This window comes from Desulfatitalea tepidiphila (genome assembly GCF_001293685.1).
Lineage (GTDB): Bacteria > Desulfobacterota > Desulfobacteria > Desulfobacterales > Desulfosarcinaceae > Desulfatitalea > Desulfatitalea tepidiphila.
In genome coordinates this window covers 2,365,686-2,385,956 of record NZ_BCAG01000003.1, presented here as the reverse complement: position 1 = coordinate 2,385,956, position 20,271 = coordinate 2,365,686, and the positions used below count along the sequence as shown (strand labels likewise).

Genomic DNA, 20,271 nt, shown 5'->3' with positions numbered 1-20,271 from the left:
ATTGCAACTGTTTCATGTGCCCTGCTTACGTATATTTTTTACGTTTGCTCGATGGCAAAACGCCCATCATTTCGCGATATTTGGCCACCGTCCGCCGGGCGATGTCAATATTCTGGGCTTTGAGAAGGTCGGCCATTTTGCTGTCGGAATGGGGCTTGCGGGGGTTTTCGGATTCAATCAGTCGGCGGATTTTTTCCATCACGCTGGCGGATGCAATGGCTTCTCCATGGACCCTCTTGATTGAACTGTTGAAGAAGTATTTCAGTTCGAATATGCCTTGCGGCGTATAGGCATATTTGTTGGTCGTCACCCGACTGATGGTCGATTCGTGCATACCGATATCTTCGGCCACATCACGGAGCACCATGGGCTTGAGGTGGGTGATGCCCTGGTCGAAAAAAGCACGCTGGTATTTGAGAATACTCTCCATCACCTTGTAAATCGTTTTCTGGCGTTGATGAATGCTGCGAATCAGCCATGCGGCGGAGCGCAGCTTGTCTTGAATATAGTTTCGGGCATTGCCGCCGACGTCCTTGTCACGGGTGATGGCCTGCTTGTAAAACGAGTTGACCTTGAGCTTGGGCAGGCCGTCATCGTTGATGACAATGGCAAAGTCATCTTCGGTTTTATAAACATAGATGTCTGGCGTAATGTATTGGGGTTCATCGTCGCTGAAAGCCCGGCCGGGTTTGGGCTCCATGTTGGTGATGACTTCGACCGCCGCGATGACTTCATCGATGCTGACTTTCAAGGCCTTGCAGATGGCCTTGTAGTTTTTGTTTTCCAGGTGGTTGATATGATCTGAGATGATTCGGGTGACCAGGGAGTCTTTCAAGCCGAGGGCGCGGGCTTGCAGCAGAAGACATTCGGTCAGATCCCTGGCGCACACGCCGATGGGATCGAAGCTTTGCAATAGGAAAAGTACTTCTTCGATATCATCTGCGGTCACGCCTGCCTGAACAGCCAGCTCTTCCGTGCTGGATTGCAGGTAACCGTCCTTGTCCAGATTGCCGATGATCAGGGACCCGATACGTTTTTCTTCCTCCGACGGAGAGGCCATTAAAAGTTGCCACAAAAGATGGTCGCTGAGAGATTCCTTGTGGGAAATGAACGCCTCGTATTGGGGCGTGTCGCGGTCCTCGGTTTCAAAACGGATACGACCGGGTGAGTTGTACTCATCGATATAGTTGCTCCAGTCGATATCGCTGGGGATTTTTTCATCGATGGTGACTTCCTGGGTTTTTTCAGGGACCTCTACCTGGACCTGCTCATCGCCGGCCAGTTGATCCTTGGACACCGTTTCCAGACTCTCTTCGAGAGTCGGGTTTTCTTCCAACTCCTGCCGGATGGCATCCATCAGCTCCAGACGCGACAGCTGCAGCAGCTTGATAGCCATCTGCAGCTGCGGGGTCATGATCAGCTGCTGGGTCAGTTTGAGTTGTTGTCGAAGTTCAATGGCCATGTTACAACCTGAATTCTTCACCCAGGTAGATTTGCCGGGCGATTTTGCTGTTGGCGATGGTTTGCGGAGTTCCCGATTCGATGACTTCTCCGTTGGCTAATATGAACGCCTGGTCGCAGGCTTCCAGAGTTTCGCGCACGTTGTGGTCCGAAATCAAGATACCGATGTTACGCTGTTTCAGGTGCCCGATGATTTTTTTAATATCGATGACGGCCAATGGATCGATACCGGCAAACGGCTCGTCCAGCAAAATAAAATCCGGATTGGTCGCCAAGGCCCGGCTGATTTCCAGCCGGCGCCGCTCACCACCCGACAGGACGCTGGCTTTTTGATGGCTCAGATGTTTGATCCCCAGTTCTTCCAATAGCGCCTCTGTCCTTTGTTTTTGTTCCGGCTTGGGAATGGGCATCGTCTCCAGGATGGCCAGGATATTTTCCGATACGGTCAGCTTACGGAAGATCGATGCCTCCTGTGGCAAGTATCCAACGCCCTTGCGAGCCCGCATGTACATGGGGTAGTCGGTGATGTCCTCTTCGTCAAGAAGCACTCTCCCGGCTTCCGGTTTTACCATGCCGACCACCATGTAGAAGGTCGTGGTTTTACCGGCCCCATTGGGCCCCAACAATCCGATGACCTCTCCGGAAGACACCCGAAGGTTGACCGTTTTGACGACTTGGCGGCCGTTGTAGCTTTTTGCTAAATTTTCAATGGCTAAGGTTGCCATGAAGTTCCTGTCTTTCCCAGTCGATGCCGGAAAGTTGGTATAGCAGCTCGCTCAAATCAGTTCAAGCCTCTTTGATTGGACCGAATAATGGCCTTGACCTGGCCCTTTGGGTCGCCTTCCATCTTCACATTGCCACTGTCGCGATAAAAGGTGATCTTGCTGCTTTCGATCACATCCTGTCCACTGGTCACCTTGGCGTTCTGTCCGGTCAACACCAGGGTGCGTTCATCGGTGCGATAGATGGCGCGTTCGCTTTCGGCCACCCGACCATCCATGACGATACGCACGTTGCCATCGGCTTCGATGCGCTCGATGCTGTCGGCGGTGGTTCCGTCTTCAGAGGAGGCACCCTCGGCGTAGACCAGGGTCAGGCGATCGGCCGTGATGGTCGTATCGCCTTGCACCACTTTGACATTGCCGCTGAACTGGGCGTTGCGGCGTTGGGTGTCGCTGACGAGGCGATCGGCCGTGATGTGAATCGGGTCGGCCGGCGTTTCGGGTGCCTGGGGCTCCTCCGCCGCCAGGATGCCGGCGCTCAAGATGACCCCCAGCAGGGCGACGATAAGGAGGCGTGGCGCACCCGATAGGCGTATCCTATCATGTCGCTCATATCGCAGGTTATATCGCCGGTCGTTCATGGAGATCTCCTTCAACTTGGCCTTCGAAATGCGCCCGATTCTGTGTCAGGTCGTAGGTCATCCGGTCTGCGCGCAGGGAAGCCGTCGAACTCTCGATGCGAACCGGCGCGTCTGCTCTAAGCAGCCGCTGATCGTGCAGGTAGACAAGGATCTCGGTCGTCAGGGTATATTGATCATTGTGAAGGTGCACCCGGCCCGTCACTTTCATGTCATTGTTGTCGGTGTGCAGGATGCCCTGTTCGGCCGTCAGATGGACCAGGGTGCCGTCCTCCATGTGAAACTTCACTTTGGGTGCCGTCAAAATCATGCGTCCGCCACTGGCCTCGAGCTGGGCCGAGTCGGCATCGAGTTCCCATTGCACCTTGCCGTCCTTGGTGGCCGTTTGATGCACTTTGGCCAGGGTCATCAAGGCCTTGGCGGCTGGCATGGGGATGGGCACGGACCCGCCCTGCTGGCTGCGCAATTGCAGGAATACGATGACCAGGAAGATCAGACCGGCAGCGGCGGCGCATGTGAGCGCAATTTTGAAGGTGCGTTTGCGGTTAGCCATTGGCCATCGTGTCCAACAGACCCTCCCAGCGGCCCTGCGCCTTGAGGATCATTTCGCACGCCTCCCGAACGGCACCCCGGCCACCCGGCGCCCGGGTCACCAAACGGGCGGCTTTGCGTACCGTTTCGTGTGCGTCGGCCACGGCCATGGGCACCCCCACCCGCTGCATGATCGCCAGGTCGGGCAGATCGTCCCCGATAAACGCGGTGCGGTCGGCGGTGACGCCGGTCCTTTGTTCGATTTCGGGCAGTACCCGGGCCTTGTCGCGGGTGCCGTCGAAGATCAGATCGATCCCCAGATTGGCGCAGCGATGCCTCAGCGCCTGTCCGCTGCGACCGGTGACAATACCGACCTGAACACCGGCATCCCGGAGCAGGCGAATCCCCAACCCGTCCTTGACGTTGAATATTTTCAATTGCTCGCCACTGTCCGTGTAGACGATCTCTCCGGCCGTCAGGACCCCGTCGACGTCAAGCAGCAACAATTCGATCTGTTCGAGCATAGGGGACGTCATCTTTCAAAAGGCTCCGGTGGATACGACCTGGTGAATCGCTTTCAATTGCGCGAATATATCGCTCAGGTCATCTAACGGCAGTGAATTGGGCCCGTCGCAGCGCGCGTTGTCCGGATCTGGGTGGACCTCGAGGAACACCCCGTCGGCGCCGGCGGCAACGGCGGCGCGCGCCAGAAGCGGCGCATATTGACGCTGGCCGCCGGAGCTGTTGCCCGCACCGCCGGGCAGTTGAACGCTGTGCGTGGCGTCGAAAATGACAGGGAACCCGGTGGCCTGCATGATCGGAATGGCCCTGAAGTCCACGACCAGGTTGTTATAGCCAAACATGGCGCCCCGTTCGGTGAGAAGGATGCGGTCGTTGCCTATGGATCTGATTTTTTCGACCACATGGGTGATGTCCCAGGGGGCTAGGAATTGTCCCTTTTTGATATTCACCGGCTTTGCGCTGCGTGCCACCTCCAGTATGAAATCGGTTTGCCGGCATAAGAAGGCCGGAATTTGAATCACGTCCAGCACCTCGGCGGCCTTTTCGACCTGCCCGGTCTCGTGTACGTCGGAGAGGACCGGGATGCCCAGCTCGGCCTTGATCCTGGAAAGGATCTCGAGTCCTTCATCCAGACCAGGGCCGCGGTAAGCATCGATGGCCGTCCGGTTGGCCTTGTCATAGGAGGCTTTGAAGATAAACGGTATCTCCAGCCGCTCGGTCAATTGCTTCAATGTGGCGGCGATGTGGAAGGTGAGCTCAAAATCTTCGATCACGCACGGCCCGGCGATCAAGACCAGCGGCATGCCTTTGCCGATGCGTAGATTTTCTACTTGAACGATCGTGTTCATGTTCCCCTTTACATCCTTTTGTATTCCCTGTTTCTATTGCAAAAATTTAGCCTGCCCCCCCCTAAAAGTCAAGCCGGGAAACTTTGCCTTGATTCGCGAAAGTAGAGCTGGTATGCTTCGTTGCTCGATTTTACTGGAAAGGGGGAAGTTAACCCATTGAATGCTAAAAAGAATGCATCCAGACGCTGGCTGTTGATTTTGCCGGCGCTTCTTATTGTGGTCACCCTGACGGTCTTTCTGGTTCGACGAATGGAAGGAGAATCGCCGGAGATGACAATGGCGCTGACGTCGCCTGCATTGGGCGCCAGTCAGAACCTCAAGTTGCATGTGATCGACCGGAAGAGTGGCATTCGCAAGGTATGGGTCGCTGTACTGAAGGATGGTCAGGAGGTCCCGTTGCTGGACAAGACCTATTCTTCGGCGGGGCTTTTGGCCGGCGGCCAGACGCATGAGGAAACGCTTGAAATACCGTTTGAACCAAAAGCGAAAGGTATTAAAGACGGCAAAGCCGTGTTGCGGTTCGTCGGCAGGGATTTTTCCTGGCGCAACTGGGGTAAGGGCAATGTCCAGTACCAGGAGCAGGAGATCGTCATCGACACCCATCCGCCGGTGATCAATGTGCTCAGCCGGGCGCATTATCTATCCCAGGGTGGCGCGGGGATCGTCGTTTACAAGCTTGCCGAAGAGTGCCCGACCAGCGGCGTAACGGTGGGAGAACACTTCTATCGGGGGTTCTCGGGGGTGTTCGAGGATCCGGCCATTCACGCAGCCATGATTGCTATCGATTACCGCCTTGGGCCGGGAACGCCGGTTGCGGTGACGGCGACCGATTTCGCCGGTAACGAGAGTCGCGTCGGGCTTCAGCACCTCATCAATGCCCGGACCTTCAAGCGAGATAAAATCGCCCTTTCCGACGGCTTTCTGGATTGGAAAATGCCGGAGTTCGTCAGCCAGGTCGATGTTGTGCCGGGTGCATCCCACCTCGATGTGTTTCTCGCGGTCAACCGTGATTTGCGACGTGCCAATTACGAAACATTGAAAAAGGTGACCGCGCAATCCGATCCAGCTGCCCATTGGAAAGGCGAGTTTCTGCGGTTGCCGGCCGCCGCCAACAGGGCCGGTTTCGCCGATCACCGCTCCTACATCTACAAGGGGAAGGTCGTCGACGAACAGACCCACATGGGTATCGATCTGGCATCGTTGGCCCAATCTCCGGTTCCCGCCGCCAACAGCGGCAAGGTGGTTTTCGCCGGTACGATCGGGATCTACGGCGGCACCATCGTCATCGATCATGGTTTGGGTCTTTTCAGCATGTATTCCCACTTGAGTCAGATGACCGCCACCGAAGGCCGGATGGTTTCAAAGGGCGACATCATCGGCGCCACCGGTGTGACCGGATTGGCCGGAGGCGACCACCTGCACTACGGTATCATGATCCATCACACCTTCGTCAATCCGATGGAATGGTGGGATGGTCAGTGGGTTCGAAACAACATCACTTCCAAGCTTGAGGCGGTCGCCAATTAACCGGGGTATCTCGCTCTGAGAAAACCGCCGGTGCCATCGTCCCTTCATTTGATGCTTGCCGTTTCCCCGGCAAGGGTATCGATCGCTTGAACCGACAGACCGGAGCCTATGAAAGAGACCGCGCGACTCTTTATCGCTTTCGAATTGCCCGATCGTGTCCTTGCGTTGGCCAAGGATCTGCAGGCGCGTTTGAAACGACATGGTCTTAAGCTGCAGTGGGTTCGCCCCCAGAATATGCACCTGACCGTGAAATTTCTGGGCGAGGTGGGCCAGGCGCGCATCGGCGACGTGGCCGCAGCCCTGCACCATGCGGCGCTCGAGGCCGTGCCGATGGAGGTCTGCGCTCAGGGACTGGGGATATTTCCCGGCATGCGTCAGCCGAGGGTGTTATGGTTCGGACTCGGGGGGCAGGTCGATCTTCTCGGCGAGGCCTGCCAGCACTTGGAGGACGCCCTGGCTGCAAAGGGTTTTGCCAGGGAGCGGCGTCCGTTCCGGCCTCATCTCACGCTGGCGAGGATCAAGCAGGCGGTGGACCCCGCTCTTTTGTTGGAAGGCATTCAGACGGTCGGCCGGTATGATCCGGTGGGGTTTCGATTGACCGAGTGGGTGCTGTTTCAAAGCGATTTAAAGCCCCAAGGGGCCATTTATACCGCCCTGGATCGGGCGACGTTGGCACAAGGCGCGTGAATCCCTATTGACGTTTCGGCCGATTTTTCGGAATAGTGGTGACCAGTCAATCTCCGAAGCGCATGCATCGGCGTGGATTGGCCGAACCTATCAGGACAAGGCAGAGCAGGAGGATGAGATGAGCGTTTCGGTGGACAAGACAAAGGCGATCGATTCGGCCATGGGGCAGATTGAACGTCAGTTCGGCAAGGGATCGATCATGAAACTGGGCAGCCGCCCCATCGTGGATGTGCCGGTGATCCCCACAGGTTCCATCGCTTTGGACCGGGCGTTGGGAATCGGTGGACTGCCCAGGGGCAGGGTCGTGGAGATATATGGCCCGGAATCCTCGGGCAAAACAACCCTGGCGCTCCATGCCGTGGCCAATGCCCAGAAAAAAGGCGGTATCGCGGCCTTCATCGACGCCGAGCACGCTCTGGACACCAGTTATGCCAAAAAGTTGGGCGTGAACTGCGATGAATTGCTGGTCTCGCAGCCCGACACCGGGGAACAGGCCCTGGAGATTGCCGATATGCTCCTGCGCAGCGGCGCCATCGATGTATTGGTGATCGATTCGGTGGCGGCCCTGGTGCCGCGTGCCGAGATCGAGGGCGAGATGGGAGATGCTCACATGGGGCTTCAGGCGCGGCTCATGTCCCAGGCCTTGCGCAAGCTTACCGGAACCATCGGGAAGACCAATACCTGTCTGATTTTCATCAACCAGATCCGCATGAAAATCGGGGTCGTTTTCGGCAACCCGGAAACCACCACCGGCGGTAATGCCCTCAAGTTCTACGCCTCCGTCCGCCTGGAGATCCGGCGCACGGGATCGATCAAGAACGGCGCCGACGTGGTGGGCAACCGCACGCGGGTCAAGGTGGTGAAGAATAAAATGGCGCCGCCGTTCAAGGAGGCCGAATTTGACGTCATGTACGGCGAGGGCATTTCGCAGGTGGGGGACCTGCTGGACATCGGCGTGGAAGCCGGGATCGTGGAGAAAAGCGGTGCGTGGTATTCCTACAATGGCGAACGCATCGGGCAGGGGCGCGAGAACGTGAAGAGTTTTCTCGGCGACAATCCCGATATCTTCACGGCCCTGGACGAGCAGGTACGCGCAGCCGTCGGCATTGTGAAAAAGAACGAAGAGAAACCGGTTCAGGAGCAAGCCCAATAACCGTGGGTGGACCCGATACGATTTTCAGGGAGCAGGCACAATGACAGGAAACGAGATCCGCAAGCGATTTCTGGACTATTTCGAGAAGCATGCCCATCGCGTGGTGAGAAGCTCATCGCTGGTGCCCCATGACGATCCCACCCTGCTGTTTACCAATGCCGGGATGGTTCAGTTCAAGCGAACCTTCATGGGAGAAGAAAAGCGCGGATACGATCGCGCCGTCACCTCCCAGAAATGTGTCCGCGCCGGCGGCAAACACAACGACCTGGAGAACGTGGGCTACACGGCCAGGCATCACACCTTTTTCGAAATGCTGGGCAATTTCTCCTTTGGAGATTACTTCAAGGAAAAAGCCGTCGACTTTGCCTGGGACCTGCTGACCAATGGTTACGGCCTGCCGGGAGAGCGGCTTTGGGCGTCGGTCTATCTCGACGATGATGAGGCTTACGATTTGTGGCACCGGAAAATCGGCATTCCCACCGAGCGCATGGTGCGTCTGGGCAAAGAAGACAACTTCTGGGCCATGGGAGATACCGGACCGTGCGGCCCCTGCAGCGAGATCCATTTGGACCGCGGCGATGCCTACGGCTGCGGCCGGCCGGATTGCGGGGTGGATTGCGACTGCGACCGTTTTCTGGAGATCTGGAACCTGGTGTTCATGCAGTTCAACCAGGATGAGACCGGTCGGATGACGCCGCTTCCAAAGCCGAGCATCGATACGGGTATGGGGCTCGAGCGTCTGGCCTCGGTGCTGCAGAACACAGCCACCAACTTCGATACGGACCTGCTGCGGCCCATCATCGCCCATACCGAGCAACTCGCCGAGAAGGCCTACGGCCAGGATGCAGCGGTGGATGTGGCCATGAAGGTGATCGCCGACCACAGCCGCGCGGCCGCCTTCCTGATCGGCGATGGCGTGCTGCCGTCCAACGAGGGACGCGGTTACGTGCTGCGCAGAATCATGCGGCGAGCCATCCGCTATGGCCGTAACATCGGCTTGAACCGGCCCTTTTTGCATCAAACGGCCGAGACGGTTTTCGACATCATGCGGTCGGCCTACCCGGAGCTGGGAGAAGCCTCGGCCTTTATCCGCAAGGTGATCTCAAATGAGGAAGAGCGCTTCATGGAGACCCTGGATACGGGGCTGAAGTTGCTCAACGATTCGCTGGCCGAACTGCAGGCCAGGGGCCAGACCACCATCCCCGGCGATCTCATATTCAAACTTTACGACACGTACGGGTTTCCGGTGGATATCGTCCAGGACGTGGTTCGCGACACCCGGATGAAGGTGGATTTGCAAGGGTTCAACGCGCACATGGAAGATCAGCGCAAACGCAGCCGCGCCAAGGTCGTCTTCGACAGCCTTGCCGATGCCTATAAGGCGCTCTCTTCCCAGGCCATCAAGCCGGAATTCAAGGGATACCAATCCCTGCAGGCCCAGTCCGATGTGCTCGTGGTGGTCCAGGCAGGTCAAGAGGTGCCCGAGGCCGTTGAAGGCGAGGAGATCGAGGTGGTCACCGCCGCCACACCGTTTTACGGAGAAGCCGGCGGGCAGGTGGGCGATCAGGGCACCATTTCGGGCGACGATATGACGATGATCGTGACCGCCACGCGCAAGGACCCTACCGGATTGATCATTCACAAGGGCAAGGTGGTTTCCGGCCGCATCGCTAAGGGGCAGCGCGTTACCCTGAGCGTGGATGCGGCCAAGCGGCGGGCCACGGCCTGCAATCATACGGCCACCCATTTGCTGCATGCCGCCTTGCGCCAGGTGCTCGGGGAACATGTCAAGCAGGCCGGTTCCCTGGTGGCGCCGGACCGGTTACGGTTCGACTTCACCCATTTCAGCCAGGTGACGCCCGACGAGCTGGATCGGATCGAGACCATCGTGAACGATCGTATTCGCGCCAATGTGCCGGTTCAGACCGAGGAGATGGACGCCGATGCAGCCATGCACTCCGGTGCCATGGCGCTCTTCGAGGAGAAATACGGCGACCGGGTGAGGGTTGTCTCCCTGGCCGATTTCAGCAAAGAGCTCTGCGGCGGGACCCATACCGGATACACCGGTGACATCGGACTGTTCAAGATCGCCAGCGAGACGAGTGTCGCCTCGGGCGTACGACGTATCGAGGCGATGACGGGCGAGGCGGCCCTGGCCCTGGTCCAGCACACCGCCCGAGTTGCACAGCAGGTCGCCCATCTGCTGCGCGTCAAACCGGATGAGATGCTCCCCCGCATACAGCAGTTGATCAGCGGTCAGAAGGCGGCTGAAAAAGAGGTCGAGAAACTCAAGGCCGCCGTTGCCGATGCCAAAGCCCAATCCGGTGACGACGCGCCGCGAATGATCAACGACGTGGCCGTCCTGGTCAAGCGGGTCGCCGTCGATAACCCCGGGGCAATGCGGGAGCTGGCCGATCGATTCAAGGATCGCATCAAATCGGGTGTGGTGGTCCTCGGCAGCGAGGCCGGCGGCAAGGCGTTGCTGATTGTCGGGGTGACCAAGGACCTGGAAAAGCGTTTTCATGCCGGCAAGATCATCAAGGCCGTGGCCGCGGCCGTCGGCGGTGGCGGCGGCGGTCGACCCGACATGGCCCAGGCCGGTGGGCCCCAGCCGGAACACCTGGACGCGGCCCTGGAAAAAGCGTATGAGGTGATTTCTCAAATGTAGCGTCTGCCTGGTGGTCGCCCAGACTTCTGAATGGAGACTGCCGGATCACGCGTATTCTCGATGCCGACACAAAAGGCGCTCGTTTCGAGCGCCTTTTGTGTTGTTCGAGATAGATAGGTGGCACGTCACGTTTTGACTTTGAGGGCCACTTCGATAACGATTCCCCCTTTGTCGGTGCTGCAGGGGATGGTGATGATGGGAATGCCCGATGGATAGCTGACCTTGTGTTTGCCGATCACGACGCTGGGCACCGAAATGGCGTTGTCATTGCTGGGAAAATCGGTTTTGGCATTGCCGGCGATCATGTTGGCGATTTCACCGATGGCATCGGTGCAGACTTCATCCAGTTCGTTGATCTCGTCTCCGATCAGGTTGGATGCCAATTGAAACGCGACCTCCTGGGTCAGGCTGATCACCACGCTGCCGCTGACATTGCCGGACAATCCGATGATACCGCTGATTTCATGGGGAACTTCGCTGCCCTTTTTCAAGGTGGGTTTACCCAATGAAAAGGGAACGGTAATCATGGTTTCAAAAACACGCTTGACCGCCACCACGAACGGCTTTATGTAATTGGGGTCCATTTCATCTCCATTTCAATCATCACGATAGGCGCGAACAGACTCACGGCCGATAAACAGCGCCAGTTCAACCGTCGTCATGCAAAAAGACAATCATCGAGTCGGGTTGACTGGCCCCAATCGTATCAAGGGTATCATCGGCACATGTTTGGCGAACTTTACCCGCTCGCCTCGCTTTTTCTGGCAATCCGCTCGGCGCATCATCGATGCTTCAGATCTGGCATGTTTGCAGTCGCGCTGCTGTTCTTGTGGCCGACAGGATCAACCAACGAAAGGAGGCCACAGGATGGCCGGAAGATCGCTCGTCAGGGGACTTTTGGTTCTCCTGCAGTTCTTGATTGCACAGTCCGTTGCGGCCGAACCGCCATTTACGATGGCCGAGGTGTTGTCCACTACCACCCTGGACCGGCACCTCAACGACTTGAAACAGGGCAAGATCGTCTCCATCGGATTGCCGGAAGTGGATTCGGATACGGAACTCAAGGTGTTGATGAGCATATTGGTGCCTGCGCCTTTCGACGACACGCTGACCGCGCTACAGCGCCAGGCCAACGACAACGGGGTGCTGATCGTGGAAGAGATCGGCGATGGGCTTTCCGGGGCCGAATTGGACAACGTATTCGCAAAAGTGGCCTACAGCAAGGAAGAGATCGGCGAGGTCAAACGCCTGCTCGACGCATCGGCCAGAGCCGATTATAATTTCAGTCCGGAAGAGATTGCATCGATCGACGACCGCGTGCGCGCACTTGAAATAAATGCCCTTGATGATGCCGTTGCGGACGCCATTGCTGACGATCGATTGGTCATTGCGATGTCTTCGGCCATGGGAGACATCCTGAAGGGTCGATACCTTTCCTACCGTGAAAACGGTCTCGAAGGTCTCCTTCCCTATCAGATCAAGAACAATGGGACGGCGAATCCTTCCGAAGAGCTGGCCCTGGCGACCGAATCGCTGGTCATGCTCAGGCAGGGCATGCCCTCCTATTACACGTGCCTGCGCAACTACCCCGAGGCGTGCCCTGGCGGGATCCATCACCGGTTTTTCTGGGTCAAACAGCTCGAAGGCGGGCGTCCCATGTTTTCGCTGAAGCACTGGCTGCTGGAAATCCATCCGGAGCACGCCGTGATCACCGAACGGCAGTTCTATCTGAACCACTCCCTCAACAGCCTGCAGGTCGTGATCGGCTGCCTGGTGCATACCGAGGGCACCCTGGTGGTGTTGCTGAATCAGGCGTTTACCGAGAAAGTCAATGTCGCGATCGGGAAATCCATTGCAACGAGCATCGGCCGCATGCAGGTCGAGAAGAAAGTGCGGCCGATGTTCGAGCAGCTGCTGGCCCAGTTCGCCGGAAATTCTTAGTGGTAAACGCTCATTTCAGGACTGCATGACATGCCCTCCAGGGGCTCGGATGTCGCACCTTTCTACCCGATATTGTGAAACGGGTTGATATGGTCATGTTGTTCCTTGGGAGAAAGGAGGCTGACATTCACCTCTTTTACCCCTTCGATGGTCGAGACGATCCCCTTTATTTTTTCGAACGCTTCATTTCCCGCCTTGGCATCGAAATGGTGGATTAAGACTTTCCCGTCGTCTGATGCCACCTGGATCTTGGGCGCGATCATGGCCAGTTTGGCTTTGATCCTGGCCGAAAGGGCAAGATCTTCTACCTTTTTGCGGGATTCCGCCGTAGCTTGAAAGGCCGGTTTCTGGACCATCTGATAGAGAATCTCCACGGCGTCATCCACCGTCAGTTTGTGGATGTTCAATACGACATCGTAGAGCCGGCTGTCCCAGGTGTCGGTGCCATAGACCTGCAGTCCCCACTTGCGGCGTTCTTCATCGTCTTTTTTCAGGATGTAGAGGGCCTTTTCGGCGGATATGTTTTCCCGCTTCATCTCTTCCGCCACCCGGTCCTCGATGTCGGCGATGATTCTGACTTTCAGGACATGCGAGATATCGCAAAGAAAATACTGCCCGGCCAGGCCGTGGTAGACGACATTGTCCTTGCGCGCCATCTGGAGAAGAGAGGAATAGAGGTAGCTGATATATCGCTCCCTGCCGTTGGTAAAACGCTCGAGGACGGACGGTGCGTCATGCAGCGCGCGAATGAGCTTTATTTCCGGAATATTGAACTCATCGGAGGCGTCCAGCAGGACGTCCCGTGAAATACATTCGTAGTTCAATTTTCGGGCCAGCTGTTCGGCAACTGCCTTGCCCCGGCTGTACGAGCCCCTGTTTATGGTAACAATCGGCATTGTTCCTCCTGTCGTGGATCTCTAATTAACTTATAGCGTATTGGATGATGGGGTTTTGGATTATGGTGTCCTGTATGTCCCTTACATGAGTGACCCTGCCTTGAGGACATCGATCATGGTGAAGACCTTGCCGGTAATGCCCTGGGCGATTTTGTCCGCCAAAAAGCAGATCGCATCCATGGTGCCGTCCCCGTAAACATCGCGTCCGTTGATGTTGTGGGTGAATTCGAACCGGACCGTGCCATCGGGCGAAACCAGGGTATAGGTGTGCCAACCGTGGCCTCCCAGGTGTTCGGCCGGCACACCCCACAAGTTGAGCTGCCGTTCCGGATCACGCTCCTTCTGGATCTGGTCGTCCTGGAACGGGATGCCCATGCGGTTGAAATAGGTCACCATGGCTCTGGCGGTTCCGCTGGTGTCGGCTTTTCCGGCCTGATGGCTTTCCCGGATGGTCAGGCGGTAGCCTTTAAACAGGTCCGGGAAGTTTTCGGCCGCATAGGCCATCATCGCTTGAAATCCCACGATTTGCTTGGCCATGTTGGGTGCGATGACGGCAGTGTTGCCCGCATCGGTCACCGCGGCTGCCAGCTTCTCCCGGTCACCTCCAGTGGTGCCCATGACAAACGGCAGCCGGTGGCGGCCGTAGAATTCGGCGTTGGCGTTGACGCCGCTGGGATGGGTGAAGTCCACACATATGAACGGTCCCTCCGCTGCAATGATCTTCGCGATTTGGTCTTCGCGCGCTTCGGGTCGGATGAGTTCGACGGCGACGCCGTCGACATGGCAATGGGGGGCGTCGATGTCCGGCCCGGTCAGGGCGAAGGGGAGAACGGCCAGACGCTCGTCGGCCAGGGCGTGCCGGGCGATTACCCTGGCCACATTGCCGGGCAGACCATTGATCATCACTTTTATTTTTTTCATCTCAACGCTCCTCATCCGCGATTTCGTTGATAATGGCCGTCAGTCTCGGCAGGCGCAGGGTGGTCTGCGAGTTGAGATGCCGTTGCAGGGTGCTCACGGCCGCAGGGATGTATGCTTCAAAATAGCCCTTTTCCTTCACCCGGGTCAAGTATCCAAATGCGCCGAGCATCTGCAGATTTCGGGTCAGGGCGCAGCAGTCGTAGCCCCTTTGAAATCCATCTGCATCGATATTTGCGATGGCCTTGAGTCGATGCAGGGCATAGGCCAACAGCTCTTTTTGCATTTCGGGCGGCAATTGGACATACGGATCGATGAGCAGGGAGGCCAGGTCGTATTGCAGGGGGCCCAATCGGCCCCCCTGGAAATCGATGAAATAGATTCGTTCTTCTTTCACCATGATGTTGCGCGACTGCAGATCGCGGTGCAGAAACCCGGGGATCCCGTGATCGATGGTGCGGTCGGCCAGTGGCGAGAAATCAGCGACCAGGTCGGCGTAGGTCTCGCTACGGCCCAGGTAGCCGACCAGGAAAGCGTCGACAAAATATCGGCACTCCCGTTCGAGGATCAATTCCCGGTCATAGCAGGGGGTCTGCCATGTCCACCGGGTGGAAAAGTCCTGCTTACCGGATAGGGCCATGTGCAGCCACTGATCGATCACTTTCCGGTAGATTTGCAGCAGCTCCGGGTTGTTTTGCCTGGCAGCGATGTCCTGCAGATGCGTTTGGCCGAGATCTTCGAGGAAGACCAACCCGGAGAAACGGTCGTGGAGCCATATCCGGGGCACGGCCACCCCCTTGGCGGCGAGGTGGTTGCCGATATCGATAAAGGCATCCACCTCCTGTTGGCCGTCGCGCGCCGGCCGGATCCCATGATCGACCATGACGAGGCTGTGGGTGCCGCATGCGACTCGATACCATCGGCGGTCGGAACCGTCTCCCTGCAACGGGAACCGCTCGATGGGCGCCGAGGGGCGTCTCCCCAGAGCCTTTTCAAAGGCAAGGGGCGCCATCTGCTCGGCGGCGGCGAGAAAGTAGCTTTGAGGGGTGCCGATGTCGCGCCAGTAGGGATGGTCCAGGACCATTGCCGCGATCGGCTTGCCGGTCTTGATCATGGCGGCATAGGCGTCGATGATATGGGCCGGGCCCTGTGGCGGCAGATAGTCGAGGACGCGGCGGTTCAGGACGTGGATGCCGGTGAAGGCCATCCGGTGCTGGCCGGCTTGGGGTTCTCCCGCCGCGAAATCGACCACGCGGTCATCGGCGTCCACGGTCACCGTGTTGAACTCCGGCCAGTCGTGCATCACCATGGTGACGCTGCATTCAGCCTGGCGGTGATATCGATAGACCTGCGCCAGGTCGATGTCGCTCACGACGTCCGCGTTGATCACCAGCAAAGGGCCATCGGCCCAGAGGTCGGCGGTATTGCGAACGGCTCCGCCCGTGCCCAGGATCTCGGGTTCGTAGCGCGCTGTCACCGGCAGCGACCAGGTAGTCTCAGACAGAAAGGCTTCAATGCGTTCATGCAGGTGGTGGGTGTTGACGATAACGGCGCGGCAACCGGCACGTTGCAGGCGCTCTATGGTCAATGCCAGCACCGGCCGCCGATTGATGGTGAAAAGCGGCTTGGGCGTATGTCGGGTGTAAGGCAGCAAACGGGTGCCCAGGCCGGCTGCCAGTATCAGGGCTTTCATTGTTTGATGAGGAAAGTGAAATTTCGAATGGCTTGCTCGTACATGTCCACACGTTCCGTGCTCTCCGCACCTTTGACGCCGTGACTGGTGAAATAGTTGATACCGTTTTCGTAGTTGATCTTGGAAAGCGATTCGGCCAGCAAAATTTCCTGTTCCTTGAGCATGGTCTTTCCCAGGGCCTGGATCCGTTTCATGCGGTCCTTGGCTACGGCCTCTTTGCGCGGGGTCTGTTTGAAATAGGTCAGCACCACCCAATAGGATTCGAAATAGGTGAGCAGAAAGCGTGCAAAGAGCTTGAGTTTGCGGTACCCGGCCGAGGTGATCTGGTAGGTGTCGGGCAGGGTGGGGTGGGGGATGAGGATCGCATCGTCGATAAAGGCCTTGATGCTCTTGCGCACGATGACTTCCGCGCTCTTTTCGTTGTTGAAGGCGAATTCGTATTTGAAGAAATCCTGCAGGAAGCGGTAACGTTCATGCAAATCGGCCTTCGAGAATTGGAAAGCGTCCATTTCCAGGATCGAAATCGCAGTAAAAGCGGCCGGCACAAAATAGGCGATGCAATTGTTCTTGTAATATTCGAGTTGAAGCCGTTTGCCGGGCGGCAGCACGTATTGGGCGATTTCCGACGGCATCTCCTTTTCGCCGCCGGGAAGTTCGATGAATTTGCGTTGCACGTAATTGTCGAGCGCCTGCTGACAGGCCCGGATCGGATCCACGATCAAGGTATCGGCCAGTTTGGCCATCTGAGAGTTGAGGAAGGCCGTGTAGGTTTCGGTGATCTGGATCAATTCTTCGGCCGTAAAGCGGGTGGCCGAGCAGTTGAGGGCCGCCGATGCCACCAGCGCATGGGGGGTCACTACGCTGACCTCGTCGATGGCATTGATAATTCGCCAGCCCAGATTTCGACAAAGGGCGTTCTGCTCCTTGGCCGGCATCTGATCGAAGCCGGTGTTCAACTCTGCCAGCATGTCGTTGAACGAGATGGGATTGCTGAAATTGATGTAGATTTTGCCATAACGGCGTTTCAGGAACCGACGCGCCCGCAGGACTTGGGAGATGCTCTCCGGCTCCTTCTTGCCTCCGGTCACCTCCTGAAGATAGGCGGTCTCCTCGAGCACCTGGTCATATCCGATAAATACGGGCACGAAGATCATATCTTCGCAGACATTGTTCTTGAAAGCGTTGAGCAGCAGCATCAGGAAGCCGAGTTTGGGCATCAGCAGTTTGCCGCTGCGGCTGCGGCCCCCCTCGATGAACAGCTCGATATTGAAGCCCTCTTCCAGGAGCTTGGAAATATATTCGGAAAACACCTTGGAATAGACCACCGCGCCGCTGAAGGTGCGCCGGACGAAAAAGGCGCCGCCGGCCCGGAAAAGAGGGCCCATGGGCCAGAACGACAAGTTTTTTCCGGCTGCGGTATGGGGGGCCGGCATGTTGTAGGTGTAAAACAGATAGGAGAGAATCAGGTAGTCCATGTGACTCTTGTGGCAAGGCACCAGGAGTGAGCGGTCCCTTCTGGGACATGGTTTTGACCCGTTGCAGACCCTCTTCGTCGACGACCATGCCGTCATACATGCTTTCAAGCAGCCAATCCACCGGCTTGGATGCCCAGCTGACAAAAGTTGGGCTGTATTTTGCGGCGATCTCGTCGAGATAACTGTCGGCCTGCTTGCGCACCTCGTAGATGGTCGTATTGCGGCTTTCGGAATATTGAGCCATGAATTCGCGCAGGCGTTGGCCGGACAGGACGCTCTCTTTAAACTCTTCGTGGGACTTGATGACCGGTCCGGTGATGGTCTGGCGATGACGGTTGTGCTGCATCAGAAGCTGGCGGCGTAACATCAAGGCCAGATATTCCGTATTGGCCTCCTCGGGCCCGGTAGATTGGATGAAGGTGCGCAGGTCGAGGGGTTGAGATATTTCGACGAACACTTTTCCCGGGTGGCGCAGCAGGGTGAACATTCGGCGCATGAGCCCCGGACGTTGCTCGCTGCCGAACAGGATGTCCCGTAAGCGTGGGATGGATGAAGCCGGATTTTTGCTGAAGAACATCAAGTGGGGCACCAGCACGACGGGCCGTTCGGTGGATCGTTGCAGTTCGATCAAAAAGCGCAACGGGTCGGTCTGCGCCTTTACGAAACGTCGATAAAAGCCGTGCTTTTCCACTAGCGGCAGCAGGGCCGCATGACCGTCGAGCAGCGCCTGCCGCCAAAAACCGGTGTCGTAGGGATCGAGCCATTTGCGTTGTCGCGCCAGCCCATCCAGGTGGGCCAGAATAGAGCGAAAAATCCTTGAAAGGGGTTGCAACAGCCAGAGCCGAAATCCGAAACCGAGTTCCGGTATCGGCACCTTCTCTTTCTGGTAACGTGAGTGGTAAAAAAGATATTCGAATTGGCTTCGGTATTTAGTGGTATAGACGACAATGGATTGTGCAGGCAGTTCGCGCAATCGCCGTAAATGTCGTTCGTCAATGGTGATGCCGTTGAAGAACCGCTTGAGCAGCCAGGGCACAAGACCCTGGTTGGGAGGAAATTGAAACAGATAATGGTCGTGGGTCCCCTTGAGCAGTTTGTATATCAGACGATGCCATTTATCGCGCCATGTTTCCGTGGCGGTATGCTCTGAATTCGGCATGAAATTTCACCTGTGACGGGTTCTTTTTGGATGATCCGGTCTGATGCTCCGGCAATTTTCGGTCGTGCAGTCGGATGACTGGGAAAGCTAACAAAATTGAAGGTGATTTGCAATTGTCGATCTACGTTCCAATGAGATAAGGCCGACAAAGCCGGGCCATGGCGGATCGTCGCACCACCTCAAAATTCATCCCAAAATAGACTTGCGCCGGCCTGGGGCATATGATAATTCTCAACACCTGCTTCGGTTGATGTCGGTCAGACCTCTATAAAAGAAATATCCATAAGTTATAAACAAGGGTACTATCGTATTTTGGTTTCAATAAAGGGTCGATGGTGATTCATAGCTTAATGTAAAGGAGGTTGCTGTTTTATGAAAACGTTAATCGGTGGCGCAATTGCGGCGGTGATCGGCCTGATCGGGCTGACCATTTGGTTTCCGGCGTTCCTTCAGTTATTGGCCGGCGCCATTCCCATCATGCTGTTGCTCGGTGGCGGGCTTGCCATCTACCTTGGATTCGATGAACTGAAAGACTCCTGGAAAAAAGGGGATGAAGAGCCCAGCGAGAGCAGCGATGATCCCGGTAAGTACAAACAAGAGATCGAAGATTTGAAGAAAGAGATCGAAACCCTGAAGACCGAAAAGGCTTAGCGCTTCACTTATATCGTCACGAAGCCCCCTGCGTCTGAAACTATGCCTGCGCCCGGGATCCAGCCTCGACCCGGATGACGCGCCGCGCATTGCTTGAGACGAAGGGGGTTTTTGTTTAGGTTCAATACATTTACTTGCCTTTTATGCTCTCCACTGCCAGCTGATCGGCACGTTCGTTTTCCGGATGCCCGGCGTGCCCTTTGACTTTAACGAACCTGATCTGTTTAAAACTTGACACCAGCTCCCTGATATCGGCGACCAGCTCCTGGTTCTGTTTCGCTTTCCATCCCTTTGTCAACAAGCCCAAGGCATAGGCGCTATCGGTAAAAACGATCACCGGCAGTTGCCTGTTTTTCACCGCCAGCAATCCGGTCCGGATCGCCTCGAGTTCGGCGATGTTGTTGGTGCCGATGCCCAGATAGCGCGATATCTCTTTTTGCTTTTCCTTGTAGTGCATCACCACGCCAATACCCGCCGGTCCGGGATTTCCCGAGCAGGCGCCGTCCGTATAGATGCAGACAGCGTTATTGCATAGACCCTCCGGCAGCGCCGAAGCATCATCGGTCAACCGGAGCCCGCCGCGTGGCTTTTTCCGGGGTCTGGTGCCAGCCGGGGCGGTACCCGCCTGATCCAACGGCACGAGGTTGGACGGCTGGACCCAGTACTCATGGGGTTGGTCCAGCTGGTATTTGATCAGCTGCTTGCCGTTTTTAACCAGCGGCTTCCGGTCGGCATTCAGGGCCACCCACACCTTGTTGCCTTTGAATTGCATACGTTGCCA

At 56.9% G+C, this 20,271-nt stretch carries 18 protein-coding genes and 1 pseudogene; 6 read left to right on the top strand and 13 right to left on the bottom strand.

Annotated elements, in window-relative coordinates:
- Positions 1 to 25 precede the first annotated feature (25 nt).
- From rpoN to kdsA, 6 genes are read right to left on the bottom strand one after another with little or no spacing between them, the layout of a single operon-like run.
- Positions 26 to 1,462, bottom strand: coding sequence for an RNA polymerase factor sigma-54 (gene rpoN / locus DFT_RS15200; RefSeq protein ID WP_054031999.1), 1,437 nt, complete (start codon positions 1,460 to 1,462; stop codon positions 26 to 28).
- A 1-nt stretch (position 1,463) separates the two neighbouring features.
- The gene (lptB, locus tag DFT_RS15195) at positions 1,464 to 2,186 is read right to left on the bottom strand and encodes an LPS export ABC transporter ATP-binding protein (RefSeq protein ID WP_054031998.1); all 723 of its coding nucleotides are present in this window, start codon (positions 2,184 to 2,186) and stop codon (positions 1,464 to 1,466) included.
- A gap of 56 nt (positions 2,187 to 2,242) precedes the next feature.
- Entirely contained in the window at positions 2,243 to 2,824 is a 582-nt protein-coding gene (lptA, locus tag DFT_RS15190; protein WP_054031997.1) for a lipopolysaccharide transport periplasmic protein LptA, read from the bottom strand.
- Positions 2,805 to 3,374 (bottom strand): LPS export ABC transporter periplasmic protein LptC, encoded by a 570-nt coding sequence (lptC, locus tag DFT_RS15185; protein ID WP_054031996.1) that lies wholly within the window; start codon positions 3,372 to 3,374, stop codon positions 2,805 to 2,807. Before lptC ends, lptA begins: the two co-directional genes overlap by 20 nt.
- Positions 3,367 to 3,888, bottom strand: coding sequence for a KdsC family phosphatase (locus tag DFT_RS15180; RefSeq protein ID WP_054031995.1), 522 nt, complete (start codon positions 3,886 to 3,888; stop codon positions 3,367 to 3,369). The genes lptC and DFT_RS15180 overlap by 8 nt, the downstream gene beginning before the upstream one ends.
- 3 nt (positions 3,889 to 3,891) lie before the next feature.
- Positions 3,892 to 4,722: a 3-deoxy-8-phosphooctulonate synthase gene (gene kdsA, locus DFT_RS15175; protein WP_054031994.1), complete on the bottom strand. Its 831-nt coding sequence runs from the start codon at positions 4,720 to 4,722 to the stop codon at positions 3,892 to 3,894.
- A 156-nt stretch (positions 4,723 to 4,878) separates the two neighbouring features.
- Between kdsA and DFT_RS15170 the strand changes: the two genes are divergently transcribed.
- The 4 genes from DFT_RS15170 (at position 4,879) to alaS (ending at position 10,757) form a co-directional block, all read left to right on the top strand.
- On the top strand, positions 4,879 to 6,249 hold the full coding sequence (locus DFT_RS15170; RefSeq protein WP_054031993.1) for a M23 family metallopeptidase: 1,371 nt from the start codon (positions 4,879 to 4,881) through the stop codon (positions 6,247 to 6,249).
- 108 nt (positions 6,250 to 6,357) lie between these two features.
- Positions 6,358 to 6,936, top strand: a complete 579-nt coding sequence (gene thpR / locus DFT_RS15165) for an RNA 2',3'-cyclic phosphodiesterase (RefSeq protein WP_054031992.1) — start codon at positions 6,358 to 6,360, stop codon at positions 6,934 to 6,936.
- 118 nt (positions 6,937 to 7,054) lie between these two features.
- Positions 7,055 to 8,089, top strand: a complete 1,035-nt coding sequence (gene recA, locus DFT_RS15160) for a recombinase RecA (protein WP_054031991.1) — start codon at positions 7,055 to 7,057, stop codon at positions 8,087 to 8,089.
- Positions 8,090 to 8,129: 40 nt separating this feature from the next.
- Positions 8,130 to 10,757, top strand: a complete 2,628-nt coding sequence (gene alaS / locus DFT_RS15155; protein ID WP_054031990.1) for an alanine--tRNA ligase — start codon at positions 8,130 to 8,132, stop codon at positions 10,755 to 10,757.
- Positions 10,758 to 10,882: 125 nt separating this feature from the next.
- Here alaS and DFT_RS15150 read toward each other — a convergent pair whose 3' ends face one another.
- Positions 10,883 to 11,341, bottom strand: a complete 459-nt coding sequence (locus DFT_RS15150; RefSeq protein WP_054031989.1) for a chemotaxis protein CheX — start codon at positions 11,339 to 11,341, stop codon at positions 10,883 to 10,885.
- 283 nt (positions 11,342 to 11,624) lie between these two features.
- Between DFT_RS15150 and DFT_RS15145 the strand changes: the two genes are divergently transcribed.
- Positions 11,625 to 12,698 (top strand): hypothetical protein, encoded by a 1,074-nt coding sequence (locus DFT_RS15145; RefSeq protein ID WP_054031988.1) that lies wholly within the window; start codon positions 11,625 to 11,627, stop codon positions 12,696 to 12,698.
- A 62-nt stretch (positions 12,699 to 12,760) separates the two neighbouring features.
- Here the strand turns inward: DFT_RS15145 and DFT_RS15140 are convergent, their stop codons facing one another.
- The 5 genes and pseudogenes from DFT_RS15140 to DFT_RS27530 form a co-directional block, all read right to left on the bottom strand.
- Entirely contained in the window at positions 12,761 to 13,594 is an 834-nt protein-coding gene (locus DFT_RS15140) for a cytidylate kinase-like family protein (protein ID WP_054031987.1), read from the bottom strand.
- Between the two features lie 81 nt (positions 13,595 to 13,675).
- On the bottom strand, positions 13,676 to 14,515 hold the full coding sequence (gene dapB / locus DFT_RS15135; protein WP_054031986.1) for a dihydrodipicolinate reductase: 840 nt from the start codon (positions 14,513 to 14,515) through the stop codon (positions 13,676 to 13,678).
- A 1-nt stretch (position 14,516) separates the two neighbouring features.
- Positions 14,517 to 16,205, bottom strand: a complete 1,689-nt coding sequence (locus DFT_RS15130) for a sugar phosphate nucleotidyltransferase (protein WP_054031985.1) — start codon at positions 16,203 to 16,205, stop codon at positions 14,517 to 14,519.
- A complete protein-coding gene (locus DFT_RS25550; protein ID WP_083453531.1) occupies positions 16,202 to 17,776 on the bottom strand; it encodes a 1-acyl-sn-glycerol-3-phosphate acyltransferase in 1,575 nt (524 codons plus the stop codon). The genes DFT_RS15130 and DFT_RS25550 overlap by 4 nt, the downstream gene beginning before the upstream one ends.
- A gap of 226 nt (positions 17,777 to 18,002) precedes the next feature.
- A pseudogene (locus DFT_RS27530) lies at positions 18,003 to 18,839 on the bottom strand (hypothetical protein); the annotation flags it as partial.
- Positions 18,840 to 19,211: 372 nt separating this feature from the next.
- Between DFT_RS27530 and DFT_RS15115 the strand changes: the two are divergent.
- A complete protein-coding gene (locus DFT_RS15115) occupies positions 19,212 to 19,490 on the top strand; it encodes a hypothetical protein (RefSeq protein ID WP_054031982.1) in 279 nt (92 codons plus the stop codon).
- A 130-nt stretch (positions 19,491 to 19,620) separates the two neighbouring features.
- Here the strand turns inward: DFT_RS15115 and DFT_RS25545 are convergent, their stop codons facing one another.
- Positions 19,621 to 20,262 (bottom strand): ribonuclease HI, encoded by a 642-nt coding sequence (locus DFT_RS25545; protein WP_161807173.1) that lies wholly within the window; start codon positions 20,260 to 20,262, stop codon positions 19,621 to 19,623.
- Positions 20,263 to 20,271: the final 9 nt, after the last annotated feature.

Bases quoted from the DNA above. Each gene is read 5' to 3' on its own strand.
- DFT_RS15180 (WP_054031995.1), bottom strand. From the start codon at position 3,888: ATGACGTCCCCTATGCTCGAACAGATCGAATTGTTGCTGCTTGACGTC.
- DFT_RS15150 (WP_054031989.1), bottom strand. From the start codon at position 11,341: ATGGACCCCAATTACATAAAGCCGTTCGTGGTGGCGGTCAAGCGTGTT.
- lptA (WP_054031997.1), bottom strand. From the start codon at position 2,824: ATGAACGACCGGCGATATAACCTGCGATATGAGCGACATGATAGGATA.
- DFT_RS25550 (WP_083453531.1), bottom strand. From the start codon at position 17,776: ATGACGGCATGGTCGTCGACGAAGAGGGTCTGCAACGGGTCAAAACCA.
- rpoN (WP_054031999.1), bottom strand. From the start codon at position 1,462: ATGGCCATTGAACTTCGACAACAACTCAAACTGACCCAGCAGCTGATC.
- DFT_RS15140 (WP_054031987.1), bottom strand. From the start codon at position 13,594: ATGCCGATTGTTACCATAAACAGGGGCTCGTACAGCCGGGGCAAGGCA.
- dapB (WP_054031986.1), bottom strand. From the start codon at position 14,515: ATGAAAAAAATAAAAGTGATGATCAATGGTCTGCCCGGCAATGTGGCC.
- kdsA (WP_054031994.1), bottom strand. From the start codon at position 4,722: ATGAACACGATCGTTCAAGTAGAAAATCTACGCATCGGCAAAGGCATG.
- DFT_RS15145 (WP_054031988.1), top strand. From the start codon at position 11,625: ATGGCCGGAAGATCGCTCGTCAGGGGACTTTTGGTTCTCCTGCAGTTC.
- alaS (WP_054031990.1), top strand. From the start codon at position 8,130: ATGACAGGAAACGAGATCCGCAAGCGATTTCTGGACTATTTCGAGAAG.
- lptB (WP_054031998.1), bottom strand. From the start codon at position 2,186: ATGGCAACCTTAGCCATTGAAAATTTAGCAAAAAGCTACAACGGCCGC.
- recA (WP_054031991.1), top strand. From the start codon at position 7,055: ATGAGCGTTTCGGTGGACAAGACAAAGGCGATCGATTCGGCCATGGGG.
- DFT_RS15115 (WP_054031982.1), top strand. From the start codon at position 19,212: ATGAAAACGTTAATCGGTGGCGCAATTGCGGCGGTGATCGGCCTGATC.
- lptC (WP_054031996.1), bottom strand. From the start codon at position 3,374: ATGGCTAACCGCAAACGCACCTTCAAAATTGCGCTCACATGCGCCGCC.
- DFT_RS25545 (WP_161807173.1), bottom strand. From the start codon at position 20,262: ATGCAATTCAAAGGCAACAAGGTGTGGGTGGCCCTGAATGCCGACCGG.
- thpR (WP_054031992.1), top strand. From the start codon at position 6,358: ATGAAAGAGACCGCGCGACTCTTTATCGCTTTCGAATTGCCCGATCGT.
- DFT_RS15130 (WP_054031985.1), bottom strand. From the start codon at position 16,205: ATGAAAGCCCTGATACTGGCAGCCGGCCTGGGCACCCGTTTGCTGCCT.